Origin of the sequence: Nocardiopsis prasina DSM 43845, from assembly GCF_000341265.1 — a bacterium.
Classification (GTDB): domain Bacteria; phylum Actinomycetota; class Actinomycetes; order Streptosporangiales; family Streptosporangiaceae; genus Nocardiopsis; species Nocardiopsis prasina.
In genome coordinates, this window is sequence record NZ_ANAE01000111.1 from 1 (window position 1) to 15,899 (window position 15,899).

Consider the following 15,899-nt stretch of genomic DNA (forward strand, 5'->3'; position numbering starts at 1 on the left):
GGCTCCTGCGGCTGACTGGTACTCCGGTCAGCCCCGCCACCGGAATGCACGCCCGCGTGCCTGATCAAAGCGTGGAATTCGGCAAGGGCAAGCTCCAACGTTTCACGCCAACATCCCCCTACCACCCAGAAGAAGGTGTCCGATGGCGTTGCAGGAAACCCCCACGATCGACCTGCCCGACCTCAACTTCGACGACATGGAGGTGATGAGCGTCCGCGAGGCGGTCGCCGTCCCGGAGACCGGCGCCACCAGCGGCTCCAGCTCCTGCACCTCCCCCTCGTGCTGCGGCTCCAGCAGCTGCTGCTCCTCGGGTTCGTGCGGCTGACCCCCTGAACCGGGGCGGCCCTCTCGCCGGGGTCGCCCCCCCCTGCCCCCGAATCCCCCCAGTAGAAGCACGACGAGGGCCGCACGTGTACGCGATCAACGCCACGGACATCACCAAGGACTACGGGAAGGGAGAGGTGCTCCACCGCATCTCCTACCAAGTGCCCGCCGGACAGATCGCCGCGCTGCTCGGCCCCAACGGGGCGGGCAAGACGACGCTGATCGAGATCCTGGAGGGGCACCGGGGACGCACCTCGGGGCGGGTGGAGGTGCTCGGGCTCGACCCCGGCAACCGCCGTGACTTCGCCGAGCTCCGCAAGCGCATGAGCGTGGTGCTGCAACAGACCATGCTGGAACCGGGACTGTCGGTCCGCGACATCGTGCGCCGCCACGCCTCCTACTACCCGAACCCGCTCGACGTGGACGAGGCCCTCGCCCAGGTGGAGCTGACGGAGAAGCGCTCCGCCCTGGTCAAGTCGCTCTCCGACGGCCAGCGCCGCCGCCTCGACCTCGCCCTCGCACTGACCGGCCGCCCGGAACTGCTCTTCCTCGACGAACCCACCACGGGGCTGGACCCCGTCTCGCGCCGCCGCATCCGCAGCCTGGTGGCCGGACTGCGCGAGAGCGGCACGACCGTGGTCCTGACCTCCCACGACCTCACCGAGGTCCAGGAGCTCGCCGACCGCGTGGACGTCATCCGCGACGGCTCGTTCATCGCCTCCGGCAGCCCCGACGACCTCGTCCGGGGCTCGGCGGCGTACACGGTCGTGGAGTTCGCGCTCCCCGAGGGGACGGACGGCCGCCTCCCCGAGGGCGCCGCACTGGTCAACGGGAGGGCGCGCATCCTCACCGACGACCAGGACGCGGTGGTGGAGCGGGTGCAGGCGTGGGCGCGGGACGAGGGGACGCGGATCAGCGGCCTCACCATCGTGCCGCCCAGCCTGGACGACGCGTATGTGGCGATGTTGGAGAACGGCGTGCTGGAAGCGGAGAAGAGCGAATGAGCGTCACGGGAACCGAACGCGCGCGGAGCACCCGCCGCCCGTCCTCCTTCTGGCTGCACGTGGACGGCGAACTCAAGGAGTTCTGGCGCTCACCCATCACCCTCGCGTTCATCGTGCTCATGCCGGTGATGTTCTACGTGGGGTTCGGGCTGGCCTTCCGCTCCCAGGCGGACGAGATCCGGCTGGTGGGCGAACACGGGATCACCCAGGCCAACCTGAGCTTCGGCGGCATCCTGGGCTTCGCGCTGATGTCCGTGGCCTTCGCCAACGTCGCCATCGGGCTGGCGATCCGCCGCCACCACGGACTGTTCAAGCGCTTTCGCACCACACCGGTCAGTCCGGCCACGGTGATGGGCGCCTACCTGGTGAACACGCTGCTCACCGCCGTGATCGTGCTCGGCGTGGTGACCGCGATCGGTCTGCTCGGCATGGGCGTGACCATCGACCCGGCCCGCCTGCCCCAGCTTCTGACGGCTCTGCTGCTCGGCTTCGTGTGCATGGCCCCGCTGGGCGCCGCCGCCTCCCTGCTGCCGCCCAACGCCGACGCCGCCGTGCCCATGGTGAACGGCATCTTCTTCCCCGCGGCCTTCCTCGCGGGCGGGTTCATCATCCTGCCGTTGGGCGACACGGTGGGCGCCGTCGTGGACCTGCTGCCGGGCCGACCGCTGACCCTCCTCATCCAGGGCGCGCTGTCCGAGTCCGGACCCGTGTGGGACTGGTCCTCGGTGGCGCTGCTCATGGCGTGGTCGCTGCTGGGCACCGTGGCGGCGCTGCGCTGGTTCCGGTGGGCCTCCGAGCGGGAGCCGCGCGGCTTCGGTTCGTCCCGGAGCAAGGACAAGGACAAGGACGAGGTCAAGGCGCCCGAGGGGACCGGGGCTTGAACACTCCCGCCGAACCCTCACGGTCCTTCGAGGTCGTGGAGGGCCCCTACCTGGTCTCCCGGGTCAACCCCCATCCCCACCGACAGCTGCGAGGGAGCGCCTCGACCGCGCCTCGGCTGCGCACCCTCGCCCGGCTGGAACGCGAACGCGAGGAGCTGCGCGAACGGCTGCTGGACGCCCTGCACCGGGCCGCGCCCGAGCTGGGCGCCCACCGGAGCGCGGCGCTGGCCGCCAAGCGCGCCGTGTTCAACCGCCGCCCGCCCCGGGAGGACCTCCTCGACCACCCGGTCACCCGCGAGATCCCCCTCCTCGCCGTGTGGGCGGACAACTGGCGGGAGGCGCGTGCCACGGCCGCCTCAGTGGACGGCGAACACGAGACCGCGCTCCTGGCCGAGCGCGCGGCGCTGACCGCGTGGGCCCGCGATCCCGGCGTGGACCGTGCGACCGCGCTGTCCAGCCCGGACCTGCACCGGGCGGTGGCCGCCCGCGCCGCCACCGATCAGGCCCCCGACAAGCGGATGCGCAAGGCCGAGGCCGCCCTGGTCCGGTACTTCTCGCGTTCCACGGTGAAGGTCAGCCCGTACTCGCTGTACACCGCCGTGCACTTCACGCCCCTGGAGGCCGAGGCCCCCGAGGACGCCGACCAGCCGTTGCGCCTCGCCTCGCACGCCGCGCTCCGGCGACTGCTCCCCCGGCAGGCGGCGCGGGCCCTGGCCGCCGACCCCGAGGCGCGTCTCGGCCTTGAGTGGGTGCTCACCGGTGGGGCCCGACGCGAGGCCTCCGACCAGGGAGAACGCCTGGTCGTACGCCGCCGCCGCTGGGCGCCGCCCTCCCCCGGGCTGCGCGCGGAGGCGTTCGGTGAGGAGGAGGTCCGCCTCCCCATGACCGGGAGCTGGGACCGCCTCGTCACGGTCCTGGAGAAGCGCGCGGCCGCCCCGGTGCGGTTGGCGGTACTGCGTGACGCGGTCGCCGCCGAACTCGGCTGCGGAGCCGAGCGGGCGCTCGGCGTCCTGGACAAGCTCATCGACGTGGGCGTCCTCGTGCCGTGGTCGCCCGTTCCCGAGCAGTCGCCCGACTTCACGCGGCACTGGCACCGGCTGGCCAGCACCCTGCCCGGCGAGGCGGCGGCCCGGGTGGCGTCCGCGTTCGAGGAGACCGAGGCGGTACTGGCCGGGTTCGCCGAATCCGACGGCGCCGGTCGGGCGGGCGACGTGCTGCGACTGCAACACCTGTGGTCGGCGGCGGTGGGCGCGGAGGGGTCCGCCACCTCACCGGTCGTGGAGGACTGCCTGGTCTCGCGCGGCGTCCCCGTGGAACGCGACCGCACCCGCGCGTGGTCGGCCGACCTGGGTCGGCTCATGCCGCTGTTGTTCGCGCTGGACGACCAGCGCGTGCTCTCCGGTGCGCTGGAGCAGGTGTTCGTGTCCCGGTACGGCCGGGGCGGGCGCTGCTCGGACCTGGAGGGTTTCGCCCAGCACGCCCGGGCGGCCTTCCCGCTGACCCAGGAACTCATGGGCGGTGAGCCCGCCGCCCTGGCCGGGGCCGACCCGGAGCTGACCCGGGTGCTGGCGGCGCGGCGGCGCGCGGTGGACCACCTCGTGGAACTCGGCCGGTCCGGCGGGGACCGGGTGGACGTCGACCCCGCCGTGGTGGACGAGGTCGCGGCGATGCTACCGGACCGGGAGTTCGCCGCCCGCCGCTCCTTCGCGGTGTTCGGCCAGGCCGTCCCGGACGGTCTGGTGGTCAACCACCTCTACGGCGGCCGGGCCCGCTACTTCAGCCGGTTCCTCGGCCAGCTGCCGGAGGAGTTCCGGGACCGGGTCGCCGAGCACGTGCGGCGGCTGGGCCCGGAGGAGGCCGACACCGTGCACATGCGGTCGGCGCTGGGGTTCAACGCGAACCTCTCGCCCGCCCTCGCCGACGAGGAACTGGCGCTGCGCGACGAACCCACCCTGGTCCCCGGCCCCTCCACCCTGGACCTCACCCTGGTACACACCCCGCACGGGCTGCGGCTGGTCCGGGAGGACGGCCGCGAGATCGACCCCGTCTACACCGGGTTCCTCGTGCCGCACGCGCTGCCCTACGACGAGATGCTCGTGGCGATGGTCGCGGACTCGCCGTTCTTCTCCTTCGGCGACCTCACCATCGACCTCCACGAACGCTGGACCGAGCGCGGTTTCCGGGGCGGGACACCCAGGATCGGCTTCGGTGAACTCACCCTGTTCCGCCGCAGGTGGGGCATGGACACCGCCGACCTCTCACCCCGCTCCGAGGAGTCCCCCGCCCAGCTGCACCGACGGCTGAACGTGGAACGCGAACTCCGGGGCATTCCCGAGCAGGTGTTCGTCCGCCCGCTCCAGGGGTCCCGCCTCGGTCCGCTGGAACGCGCCATGGCACCCAAACCGCAGCACGTGGACTTCCTGAGCAGGCTGCACACCGGCACCGCCGCCAAACGCCTGGCCCACCTGGGGCCGGCGCTCCTGGTGGAGGAGATGCTCCCCGGGCCGGACCACCACCGGGTGCGCAGCCCCGCCGGTGAGCACGCCAGCGAACTGTTCCTCGAACTCTCCACGGTGCCGCACGCGGCCGGCACCGACGCCACTCCCCCTTCCCATCCCCCAGGCGAAGCGAGGCTGACCCCTTGACCGTCGGACTCAGAGTCAACTACCACGACAGCGACAAGAGCACCCTGCTCGGCGACTGCCTCGTACCGGCAGCGCGCGCGGCCGCCGCGCGTACCGGCGTCACCGCGGCCTGGCTGCACCTGCACTGGCGGCTCGGACCGCACTGTGTGCTCTACGCGGACGGCGACCCGGCCGCGGTGGAGGCCGCGGTGTCCGAGGCCGAGGAGGGTGTCCGCGCGTTCCTGGCCCGTCACCCCTCAGGGCGGCAGCTGGATCCGGGACAGTACGAGGTCTTCTCCCAGCGCATGGGGCGCCTGGAGCTGGTGGAGGGCCCCTACGCGCCGATCGAGCCGGACAACAGCACGCGACGGCTGGCGGGCGACCCGGTCGACACGTTCCTGCGCGGCCCCGAGGCGGTCGCCCTCAAGGGGCGGGTCCTCACCGACGGCCTCTCCCGGGTGGCCGACCACGCGGGCGGGCGCGGCGGCGAACGGGCGGTGTCCGCGAACGTCTTCGCGGGGATGGGCGCGATCGCCACGCGCTACCCCGAGTGGGGGCTGCGCTCCGGGTACCAGGCCTTCCTCTCGCACTGGAAGGAGTACTTCCACTGGTCCGACCCCCAGGGAACCGCGCAGGAACGGCTGGCCACGGCCTACCGCACCCAGCGCGAGGGACTCGTGGCCTCCCTGCGCGCGGTGCACGAGCGCGACGGCGCGGACCCGTACGCGCTGGCCTGGGGCGAGTGGGCCGACCGCTGGCTGCCCGAGGCGGTCGCCCTGGCCCGCAAGGACCACATCCTGCCGTTCCCGCATCCGGACCGGCAGGAGCAGGCGGCGAAGTTCGGCGAGGACGTCGGGGTGCGCTGGAGCGGCTCCGACGACCGCTCCTACAGCGACTTCCACCAGGAGTTCCGCAAGCTCGACTTCACCCGGCTCGGCGACGGGTACGGGTTCGCGGCGTTCCGGTTCCTCATCAACTGCTTCTTCGACCTCCTGCCGCTGATGGGCGTCGCCCCCGTCCAGCGGTACTCGGTGGCGTACCTGTTCACCGAGGCCGCGCAGGAGGTGGTGGGCGAGGGCTGGGAGGAGACCGTCCGCCGGGTCGTCGACCACCAGAGCGAGGACCCCCAGCTGAGGCCGACCCTTCCGTGGGTGGGCGATGCCTGACTCCGCCGCGCACACCCCCGCGACACGGCTCAAGAGCGCCGTCCGTGCCCGGTCACTCGCGTCGGAGGGGGTGGCGCTCAGCATGGGGTCCACCGCCGTCGTCGTCCGGGGCGCCCGGGCCGACACCGTGTGGCGGGCCCTGGAGCCCGCCCTTCGCGCCGGTTTCCACCGTTCCGAGCTGCTGGGACGCTTCCCCGAGGCGGGGCGGCCGTTCCTGGCGGGCATCCTCGACCAGCTGGAGGAACACCGCTTCCTCCGTGACCTCGAACCCGAGCCCGTCTCCCTGACGGAGGCGGAGCGGGCCGCCTACCCGCACCTGGAGTCGGCGACCCACCGCCCCTACGCCGCGCTGGCCGCGCTGCGCACGAGCGTGGTCCGGGTGCGCTCCGCGTGCCCGCTGCTGGAGGCGCGGGTGCGGCGGGCGCTGGCCCGCGCGGGGTTCGGTGAGGTGCACGCGGACACCGGGCCCCCGCCCGAGTCCCCCGTCCTGTTGACCACCCGGCTCTCCCTCGACGGGGACGCGGCCGGGCACGGGGCCGAACACGTCGTCGCCGCTGGCGACGGCCTCTGGCTGACCGGGCCGCGCGACCGTCCGGGCACCCCGGACCTGTCGGGGCGGTTGCGCGCCTGGTTCGCCGGGAGGGAGAACGCCCCGGACCGCCTGGCGCCGGACGACTCAGCGCTGGAGGTGACCCGGAGCCTGGTCGCCGCCCAGCTGGCCCTGGCGTTGGTGGCGCAGGTGGCGCGTGCCGTGTCGGCCCCCGTCGCGGAGGCCGCCCCGGGGCCGGTGGCCGAGTTCATGGTGACCACGGACGAGCTGGTCAGTGAACCCCACGTCCTGTGCGTCGCGGAGCCGCTGGACCCGCGCTCCGTCGGGGCGCTGCGAGAGACGACCGCCGAGGACACCGGTCCACCGGAGCCGCTGGAGGTCCCCGACCGCCTGGACGCCGTCACCCACCTGTGGGACCGCGTGTTCGGGCCGGTGGCCGAACCGGCACCCGGGAACCTGTCCCAGCTGCCCGTGGGCCTGGCCAGGTCGGGACGGCACGCGGGGTACGGCCTCACCACCGCACAGGCCCGAGAGAACGCCCTGCTCAACGCCCTGCACGGGGTCGTGTGGCGTCCTCGGGGCACTGACGGCCCGGAGGCCGGTGGAACCGATACCCGGACCGATCGTTGGACCGATGGTTGGACCACCGGTCAGAAGGTTGGACCGAACATTGGCGTGGCCGACCGGCGGGCGGTCGGACAGACCGCCGGAGGCGCCGTTCAAGGGGCCGTTGGAGAAGCTGGGGAAGGTCAGGAAGCGGGCGGAGCGGGGGACAGCCCCGGCGGGATGGCACGCGCGGCGGGGCCCGGCACGGGGCCCGGCATGGGGCTCGGTCTCGGGCTGACCTCGGCCGCCGCGATCGGCGCCGCCGTGGGCGACCTCGTCCTCCACGAACCCGACGGCCGCTGGAAGGACGTGGACCCGCCGTCCCCGTCCCCTGCCGCGCGACGTCTGTGGACCGCGCTCACCCTGCGCTTCGGGGTGCCCGTCGAGCTCGCCCTCCAGGAGCTCGACGGCACCGGCGTGTGGCGCTCCCGTGTGTTCTCGGAAGGAGAGCCGCTGGCAACGAGCGCGGCGCCCGACCCCGTCACCTGTGTGGAGGAGGCCCTGCTCCAGGCGGTCGCGCGCGTGCGGCTGGCCGAGGAGGCCCCCGACGCCCTCCTGCCACCCCTCGCCACCGGCACGCGAACCCTCGCCCGGTGGGCCCGGGAGACGGGACAGGTCCGGGTGGACGCACCCGAGGGCGCCGACACCTGGCGCGACCTCGGAGTGCACTCGGCGGTGGCCGCGTGGACCTGACCCCCGACATCAACCGGCCCTCTCCCTCCGGCGCCACCCTCGACCGTCCGCACACGGTGCGCGTCGCGGGCGGGGTTCTGCACTCCGCGATGAGCGGCGGCCTGGCGATCCTCGGCCCGTGGACCCCCGACGGGGCCGCGGGCTGCGCCCGGTGCGCCGGGCTCTGGCGCGCCGACGTGGAGGGCGAGCTGGCTCCCGCCCCACCGGCGCCGGACCACCTCCTCCCTCTGTGGGGTGACGTGTTCTCCGCGCTGGCCACCGCCACGGACCCCGCCGACCTGCGCCTTCACCTGCTCGCGCTGGACTGCCGCACCGGGGAGGTGACCCGGCACGGTTTCGTCCCCCATCCCTCCTGCGGGCACTGCTTCCCCGACAGCCAGGGGCTTTCGGTCGAGGAACCGGGTGACACCCTCGAACTGACCGCCCCGCTGCCCGTCGTCGGCGCCACCCTGCGCACCCGTGCCATGGACCGCGACGACCTCCGCGACCGGTTGCTGGACTTCCGGTTCGGACCCGTCGCGCACGTCTACCGCGACGAGGAGTCGCCACTGGCGCTCATGACCTGCGAGACCGTCGCCCCCGGACACGCGTCCCGGGAGGGCGGCTACGGGCGCTCCACCCGCTTCACCGCCAGTGAGGTGCCCGCCTTCCTCGAAGGGGTGGAGCGGGTGACCGGCGGACGGCGATTGACCGGCGCCGCCACCGTCCACGGCTCCTACGCGGACGTCGCCGAGGACGCGGTCGACCCCGCAGCCCTCGGCCTGCACGAACCCGAGTGGTACGGGCACCCCTCGTTCGCCCCCGTGCCCTACACCCCCCGCACCCCCACGACCTGGGTGTGGGGATGGTCCACCCGGGAGCGCCGCCGCGTCCTGGTCCCCGAACACGTCGCGTACTGGCACGCGGGCCGCGCCGAGGAGCGGTTCCTGTACGAGTCGTCCAACGGCTGCGCCGTCGGCGGGACCCTCGCGGAGGCGGTCCTGTACGGACTGTTCGAGGTGGTGGAGCGGGACGCGTTCCTGCTCGCCTGGTACTCGCGGACCCGGCTGCGGCTGATCGAGGGGGCCGACGACCCGGATCTGGCCCACCTCACGGACCTGCTCACCGAGCGCGGACTCACCCTGCGCCTGTTCGACCTCACCTCCGACCTGGGGATACCGACCGTCCTGGCGACGGTCACCGCCCCCGAGGAGGCGGTGCGCGCGGGTCGCGCACCCGCGCTCAGCCTGGCCACCGGCACCCACCTCGATCCGCGCCGCGCCCTCATGGCGGCGGTGGAGGAGACCGCGACCAACGCGCTGATGTACCCCAAGTGGGTGCGGATGCGCCCGTCGGTCTCAGTGGAGCGGTGTCGGCCCATGCTCGACGACCCCACCCTGGTCCGCACCCTGGAGGACCACACCGGCCTGCACGGACTGTGGGAGGCCCGCCCGATGTGGGAGTTCCTGGAACACCCCAGCGGCGAAGTGGCCCTGGACCGGCTCACCGAAGGTCGGCCCCCCTCCTTCGCCGGGACCGACCTCGCCTCGGTGCTGCGCGCCCGGCTCGCCGCCGTGCACGAGCTGGGCCTGGACGTGGTGGTCGTCGACCAGAGCAGCGCCCCGTACACGGCCGCCACCGGCACCCGGGCGGTCAAGGTGATCGTGCCCGGGGCCCTGCCGATGACCTTCGGCCACACACACCGCCGGACCCGCTCCCTGGAGCGGCTGACCCGGGCGTCCGCGCTGTTCGAGGGAGGGGTTCCATGGGAAGCGCCCGGCAGGACGTACCCGGATCCGCACCCGTTCCCCTGAGGAGCGGATTCGAGGAGGCGCTCGCGCACTTCCACGCGCAGTCCCACGACAAGGACGTGACCCAGGTCGAGACGCTGTTCTTCGGCGCCGAACCGTCGAACGGACTGGCCCTGCCGGTCCCGGGACAGCTGCGGCCGCCGTTGCCCGCACTGGCTCCGCTGCGCGACCTGGACGCCGCCGCGCCCGCGCTCGGCGGCGGCTGGTCCCCCACTCAGCGCCTGCTCGCGGCGTGTGTGGAGGCCGTGCGGGTACGCCGGATCTCGGCGGCCGACCGGTACCCGGTCCACCGCGCCTACCCCTCGCCGCGCGGCCTGTTCGGGGCGGACCTCTTCCTGCTCCCGCCCGAGGGGGCCGCGTGGTGCCTGCGAGTGGACCCGCAGTCGCACGCCCTCCAGCCGGTCGGGGGCCCGGGAGCCCCCGCGGACCTGGAGGGGGTCCGCCTGGTGGTGGCAGTGGACCGGCACCGGTACCCGCCCGAGTACGGAAGGCTGCGGCCCTCCCTCGCGCGCTTGGAGGCCGGGCACCTCCTGGCCACCCTCGGGCTGACCCTCACCCGCGCGGGGCTGCGACCGCACACCCACCCCGACCCCGAGTACCCGGCCTGCAAGGAGGCGGGCCCGCTCCTCCCGGAGGGCATGACCGCCGTTGCCGCCCTCACCCTCGACACCGCGCCCCCGCACACCACCAACCCGATCCCCAGCGCCCCGAGCGGGGTGACCCTCTCCCCCGAGGCCACCGCCCGGGTGGCCGCGTCCGTCGCCCCGTCCGGTCGAACCCTGCGGCGCTGGCTCGACGAACGGACCAGCGGGGTCTCCACGGCCAACCTGGTGACCAGCGCGTACGTGAGCCCGGACCGGGGATCGACGATCAACTCCGGGCTGACGCGGGCACTCGCCGCCGCCCACGACGCCCTCCCCCACCCCCGCTCCCTGCGCCTGTACCAGCACACACTGGAGGGGGACCGGGTGGACGACCGGGTCGTGCGCGAGCTCCACCCAGACGGCACCGAGGGGCCCTCCCGACCCGCGCCCCGCACCGGCGAGACCAACTTCTCCGCCACCCTCGGCCACACCCTCACCGTGGACTTCCCCGCCTGGGCCCGTGCCCTCGGACCCGAACACGCCGAGACGGTCCTGCACACCCTCCTCGGGTGGATCGCCCAGTGGGGCTGCCTCGGGGCCGCCGCCACCGACCTGTGCGCCCGCCCCATGCGCAACTACTCGGAAGCCGACTGGGCCTTCGTCCTCGGCCTGGAACCCGAACAGACCCCCGTCTACCAGCTGTGGGTGCGCGCCGAACGCGGCACCTACATGGACACCCCCGTCGACGCCGCCCCGGAGACCCCATGACCCGCACCTGGTCCGCCGTGTACGTGTACCTGCACCGCAGCGGCGCCGACATCGACGCCTTCCTCCTGAACCACCTGGCCCCCGAAGCCGAGGAGATGGTCTCCACGGGGCGCGCCGCCTCCTGGTTCTTCCTCCGCTACTGGGACGGCGGGCCCCACCTGCGGGTCCGGTTCCTGGACGCCGGCCCGGACGCCGTCGCCGCGTTCGCCGACCGCATGCGCGCACTCGCCAAGGAGACCTCGGCGGCCGCACTGGACCTGGACAGCGGCGCCTACTACGCCAACCTCCCCCAGGCCGACCACGCCCGCTGGCACGCGGACGGCGACGTGGTGGAGGCGGTGTACGAGCCCGAGACGGAGCGGTACGGCGGGCCGCGCGCACTGGAGGTGTGCGAGGACTTCTTCGCCGTGAGCACGCGCATCACGCTGGCCGTCCTGAGGTCGGCGCCCCACCAGCACCAGCGGCAGGTGGTGGCGGTCGACCTCACCTCCCTCGCCTTCGGAGCGCTCGGGTTCGACGACGTGACGGCGGTGCGTCAGGCGCGCGGGTACTACGCCACCTGGGACTACTCGGCCGAGGTGGCGCGCGGCGGGACCCAGGCACGGGCCGATGCCGAGCGGCTGTTCCACTCCTCGCCCGCCCGGTGGTTGCAGCGGCGCCCCCAGGTGGAGCGGCTGGTGTCCGGTGACGGTTCCTCCACCCACCACCTGTGGAACCGGGGGCTGCGGGAGACCGTCGCGCGCCTGAGGCGGATCGACGCCGAGGAGGGGCTGGCCAACGCGCTGGACCGGATCGTCTGGTCCCTGCTGCACATGACGCACAACCGGCTCGGGCTGGACATCGACGACGAACGCCGGATCGCCTGGCTGCTGTCCCTGGCCTACCCCCGCTGGGAACCGCCGGGCGACTACTTCGACCCCGGCGTCGGGTCCCCGGACCGCAACTACCTGGAGGCCAGCAAATACCTCCCGGACACCATGGCTGGCGCCCACCTGCCCCGCGAGGTCCCTCCGGAAGGAGTGCGCGAGGGTGCGTCGGCGGCTCCCGAGGTGGCGCTCCCCGAACCCGCCCCACTCACCGCGCCCCTCGGCCGCGTGCTGGCCGAGCGCAACAGCGACCACGGTGACTTCGGTTCCCACCTGGAGCTGGGTGACCTCTCCGCGCTGCTCGGCCACGGTGCCGGGATCAGCCGTGACCGCGCCGACCAGCCCGGGCGCCACCTGCCGCCGCGCACCCACCCCTCGCCGGGCGCGGCCTACGCCACGGAGGTCTGGGTGGTGGCGCGGCACGTGTCGGGCCTGGAGCCGGGGGTCTACCGCTACCAGCCCGAGGGCCACCGCCTGCTTCGGGCCGACGGGCCTCCCGAGACCGACCGCCTGACCGAGCTCTCACCGTTCCTCCGGGACCACGCCGACGGCCGCCCCGGAGTGGAGGCGTCCACGACGGGCGCGCTGGTCCTCCTCGTCGGCGATCTCGGCAGGCTCCGGCAGGGATACGGCCAGCGGGCCCTGCGGCTGCTGCTCCAGGAGTGCGGTCACGTGGCGCAGAACGTGTCCCTGTGCGCGACCGCCCTGGGCCTGCGCTCCCTGGTCGTCTCGGGGTTCGCCGACGACGCGGCCAACGCGCTGCTGCACCTGGACGGCGTGGACCGCACGGTGCTGACCGTGTTGCCCCTGGGCACCTAGGCCACGCGGAACTGGACAGACGACACCTTTACCTACCCCTGGGGACACAAGTGTCCAGCGCCACTGGCATCCTGTTCTACCGAGTAGTAACATTGGCTTGTTACTAGCCGGTAGATCCGCGTGTACAGACACCGCGGCCAGGGAGACACAGCGGAGCTGTCCATGACGCATTACAAGAGCAACCTGCGCGACATCGAGTTCAACCTCTTCGAACTGTTCCGACGCCAGGACGTCCTGGGCGACGGCCCGTTCGAGGAACTGGACGAGGAGACCGCGCGCACCATCCTGGACGAGATCAACCGTCTCGCCACCGGTGTCCTCGCGGAGTCCTTCGAGGACGCCGACCGCAACCCGCCGGTCTTCGACCCCAAGACCAACACGGTCGCCCTCCCCGAGAGCCTGAAGAAGTCCTACCAGGCCTACATGGACGCCGGCTGGTACAACCTGGACCTGCCCCAGGAGCTCGGCGGCCTCGGCGCCCCCCGGTCCCTGGTGTGGTCCGCCGCCGAGCTGATCCTGGGCTCGAACCCGTCCGTGCACATGTACTCCGCCGGTCCCGGCTTCGCGAGCATCCTGCACTCCGAGGGCAACGAGGCGCAGAAGAAGTTCGCCGAGCAGGCCATCGAGCGCGGCTGGGGCGCCACCATGGTGCTGACCGAGCCGGACGCCGGTTCGGACGTCGGTGCCGGCCGCACCAAGGCCACCGACCAGGGCGACGGCACCTGGCACATCGAGGGCGTGAAGCGCTTCATCACCTCGGCCGAGCAGGACATGACCGAGAACATCTTCCACCTGGTGCTGGCCCGCCCCGAGGGCGCCGGCCCCGGCACCAAGGGCCTCTCGCTCTACCTGGTGCCGAAGTACCTGGTGAACGAGGACGGTTCCCTCGGCGAGCGCAACGGCGCCTACGTCACCAACGTCGAGCACAAGATGGGCCTCAAGGCCTCCACCACCTGTGAGCTGACCTTCGGCGACAAGCACCCCGCCATCGGTTACCTCGTCGGCGACAAGCACGACGGCATCCGCCAGATGTTCCTCGTCATCGAGTACGCGCGCATGATGGTCGGAACCAAGGCGATCGCCACGCTGTCCACGGGTTACCTGAACGCTCTGGAGTACGCCAAGAACCGCGTGCAGGGCAACGACCTCGCCGGGTCCAAGAACTCCCCGAAGGTCACCATCACGCACCACCCGGACGTGCGTCGCAGCCTCATGACGCAGAAGGCGTACGTGGAGGCCATGCGTTCGCTGGTCATCTTCACGGCCACCCAGCAGGACGCCATCCAGATCGCCCACTCCAAGGGCGAGGACGTCACCGAACTGGAGGCCATGAACGACCTCCTGCTGCCCATCGTCAAGGGCGTGGGCTCGGAGCGCTCCTACGCGCTGCTTGCGGAGTCCCTCCAGACCCTCGGCGGCTCCGGGTTCCTCCAGGAGTACCCGATCGAGCAGTACATCCGTGACGCGAAAATCGACACCCTCTACGAGGGCACCACGGCCATCCAGGCCCAGGACTTCTTCTTCCGCAAGATCGTGAAGAACGGTGGCCAGGCCATCGGCAAGCTGTCCGCCGAGATCAGGGCCTTCGCCGAGAGCGAGGCTGGCAACGGCCAGCTCAAGGAGGAGCGCACCCTCCTGCTGACCGCCCTGGGCCAGGTCGAGAAGCTGGTCGAGCTCATGGTCGGCCACGCGATGGGCTCCGCCGAGGACTCCCGCGAGCTCTACAAGGTCGGCCTGAACTCGGTCCGCCTGCTCTTCGCCTTCGGCGACGTGGTCTTCGCCTGGCTACTGCTCCGTCAGGCCGAGATCGCGCTCACCAGCCTCGACGGCGCCAGCGACGACGACAGGAACTTCTACACCGGCAAGATCGCCGCCGCGCGCTTCTTCGCCGAGCAGTTCCTGCCGCGCGTGGAGTCCGAGCTGAAGATCGCCAACGGCGTGAACCTGGGTGTCATGGAGGTTCCCGAGGAGGCCTTCTAGCCTTCCGCGGGACCACAAGCGCCTGAGGGGCGGGACGATCGATCGTCCCGCCCCTCCGCTGTTCCCAGGGTCCCGCTCGGATCGTGCCTCGTGTCGCGGCTGGTGACTGTCACCAGCGAAAAGCGGCAGCGAGGCAAACGGCGCCCCCAGGCCTTGTCCGTTCGGGCCAGTGTCGCGGCTGGACATGGTCATCCCGGACGGGCCATTCGAGGACACGACACGCCGCACGGCCTTGACCAGCAGGTCTGCCCCGACATCCTGGTCAACAACGCGGGCGTCACCGTCGGCGCCCCGATCGACAGCGAGCTCGCCGACGAGTCCGCCTTCGACCGCCAGCTCGCCATCAACTACACCAGCGTGGTGGCCGCGGTCCGAGCGGCGTTCCCGCTGCTGCCGACGGCGGGCGGATCGTCAGTATCAGCTCGGGCGCAGGAACACGAGTGGGCTTCCCCGGAATGAGCGATTACGCGGGCACCAAGTCGGCCCTCGAGGGCTACAGCCGGGGCGCCGCCCGCGATCTGGCCCACCGGGGCATCACGGTCAACGTCATCCAGTCCGGGTTCATCGACACCGAGATGAACCCCGCAGACAGCCCGGACGCCCCCATGTTCCTTCCGACAACGGCGATGGGGCGGTACGGCAGGCCGGAGGAGATCGCCGCGGGCGTCGTCTTCCTCGCCAGCCCGCAAGCCTCATACGTCACCGGCGCAGTGCTGAGGATCGACGGCGGATACGGCGCATAGCGCGACCGCGCAGCAAACAGGCGAGCGGCCACGGATGGCGGCTGACGGCAGCGCAGAAGTACGGCCCCTTTCCATGGCAGATTCCCGGGCCACTTCTGCCACCCAGCCACCCGTGGCCGTCGTCGCCCCGCATCTGGAACCGAGCGGATCCGGACTGCGCACGGACTCATGGACGCATTGCGGGACGCCGCGTGCACCGGGCGGCCCGCGTCGGGCACCGGCCGCCCTCGGTCGGAGCCGCGCAGAGCTGACTCATCGCCGCACTCCAGACCCTCATGATCGCCACCGCATGAGGAGGTCGGCAAAGGCTCAACGCCTGGGGCGTTTTACATAACACACCCAGGAACCGTTTTCGGGGTTATCCACAACCCCTTTTCAAGAGAAAGAAACCTGGCATTCCAGGTCGCATTCCCCCTTGTTCTCCTATTCTCTTTCCTTGCATTCGCGCATACAATGGAAGCATGACCTTCTCTTCTTCGCGTGGCACGGTAATGGCGGGGA

Annotated in this window: 10 protein-coding genes and 1 pseudogene; all 11 read left to right on the forward strand. The window is 72.3% G+C overall.

From position 1 onward, the window contains the following. Positions 1 to 142 precede the first annotated feature (142 nt). The 11 genes and pseudogenes from D452_RS0111590 to D452_RS28135 all read left to right on the forward strand — a co-directional run bounded on the left by D452_RS0111590 (position 143) and on the right by D452_RS28135 (position 15,398). A complete protein-coding gene (locus D452_RS0111590) occupies positions 143 to 325 on the forward strand; it encodes a thiazolylpeptide-type bacteriocin (protein ID WP_017544316.1) in 183 nt (60 codons plus the stop codon). Positions 326 to 410: 85 nt separating this feature from the next. Beyond that, positions 411 to 1,328 carry an ABC transporter ATP-binding protein gene (locus D452_RS0111595; RefSeq protein ID WP_017544317.1) on the forward strand — a complete coding sequence of 306 codons (918 nt, stop codon included), beginning with the start codon at positions 411 to 413 and terminating at the stop codon, positions 1,326 to 1,328. After that, positions 1,325 to 2,209 (forward strand): ABC transporter permease, encoded by an 885-nt coding sequence (locus D452_RS0111600; RefSeq protein WP_017544318.1) that lies wholly within the window; start codon positions 1,325 to 1,327, stop codon positions 2,207 to 2,209. The genes D452_RS0111595 and D452_RS0111600 overlap by 4 nt, the downstream gene beginning before the upstream one ends. Next, positions 2,206 to 4,854: a lantibiotic dehydratase gene (locus tag D452_RS0111605; protein WP_017544319.1), complete on the forward strand. Its 2,649-nt coding sequence runs from the start codon at positions 2,206 to 2,208 to the stop codon at positions 4,852 to 4,854. Before D452_RS0111600 ends, D452_RS0111605 begins: the two co-directional genes overlap by 4 nt. Further along, positions 4,851 to 5,999, forward strand: coding sequence for a lantibiotic dehydratase C-terminal domain-containing protein (locus D452_RS0111610; protein ID WP_017544320.1), 1,149 nt, complete (start codon positions 4,851 to 4,853; stop codon positions 5,997 to 5,999). Before D452_RS0111605 ends, D452_RS0111610 begins: the two co-directional genes overlap by 4 nt. Continuing rightward, on the forward strand, positions 5,992 to 7,848 hold the full coding sequence (locus D452_RS0111615; RefSeq protein WP_026129206.1) for a hypothetical protein: 1,857 nt from the start codon (positions 5,992 to 5,994) through the stop codon (positions 7,846 to 7,848). The genes D452_RS0111610 and D452_RS0111615 overlap by 8 nt, the downstream gene beginning before the upstream one ends. Then, on the forward strand, positions 7,839 to 9,641 hold the full coding sequence (locus D452_RS0111620) for a YcaO-like family protein (protein ID WP_017544321.1): 1,803 nt from the start codon (positions 7,839 to 7,841) through the stop codon (positions 9,639 to 9,641). Before D452_RS0111615 ends, D452_RS0111620 begins: the two co-directional genes overlap by 10 nt. Next, entirely contained in the window at positions 9,593 to 10,990 is a 1,398-nt protein-coding gene (locus D452_RS0111625; RefSeq protein ID WP_017544322.1) for a hypothetical protein, read from the forward strand. The genes D452_RS0111620 and D452_RS0111625 overlap by 49 nt, the downstream gene beginning before the upstream one ends. After that, complete coding sequence (locus tag D452_RS0111630; RefSeq protein WP_017544323.1) at positions 10,987 to 12,675, forward strand: thiopeptide-type bacteriocin biosynthesis protein; 1,689 nt, start codon at positions 10,987 to 10,989, stop codon at positions 12,673 to 12,675. Before D452_RS0111625 ends, D452_RS0111630 begins: the two co-directional genes overlap by 4 nt. Before the next feature lie 162 nt (positions 12,676 to 12,837). Further along, the gene (locus tag D452_RS0111635; protein WP_017544324.1) at positions 12,838 to 14,655 is read left to right on the forward strand and encodes an acyl-CoA dehydrogenase; all 1,818 of its coding nucleotides are present in this window, start codon (positions 12,838 to 12,840) and stop codon (positions 14,653 to 14,655) included. Positions 14,656 to 14,757: 102 nt separating this feature from the next. Then, positions 14,758 to 15,398 (forward strand): annotated as a pseudogene (locus D452_RS28135) (SDR family NAD(P)-dependent oxidoreductase). Positions 15,399 to 15,899 lie beyond the last annotated feature (501 nt).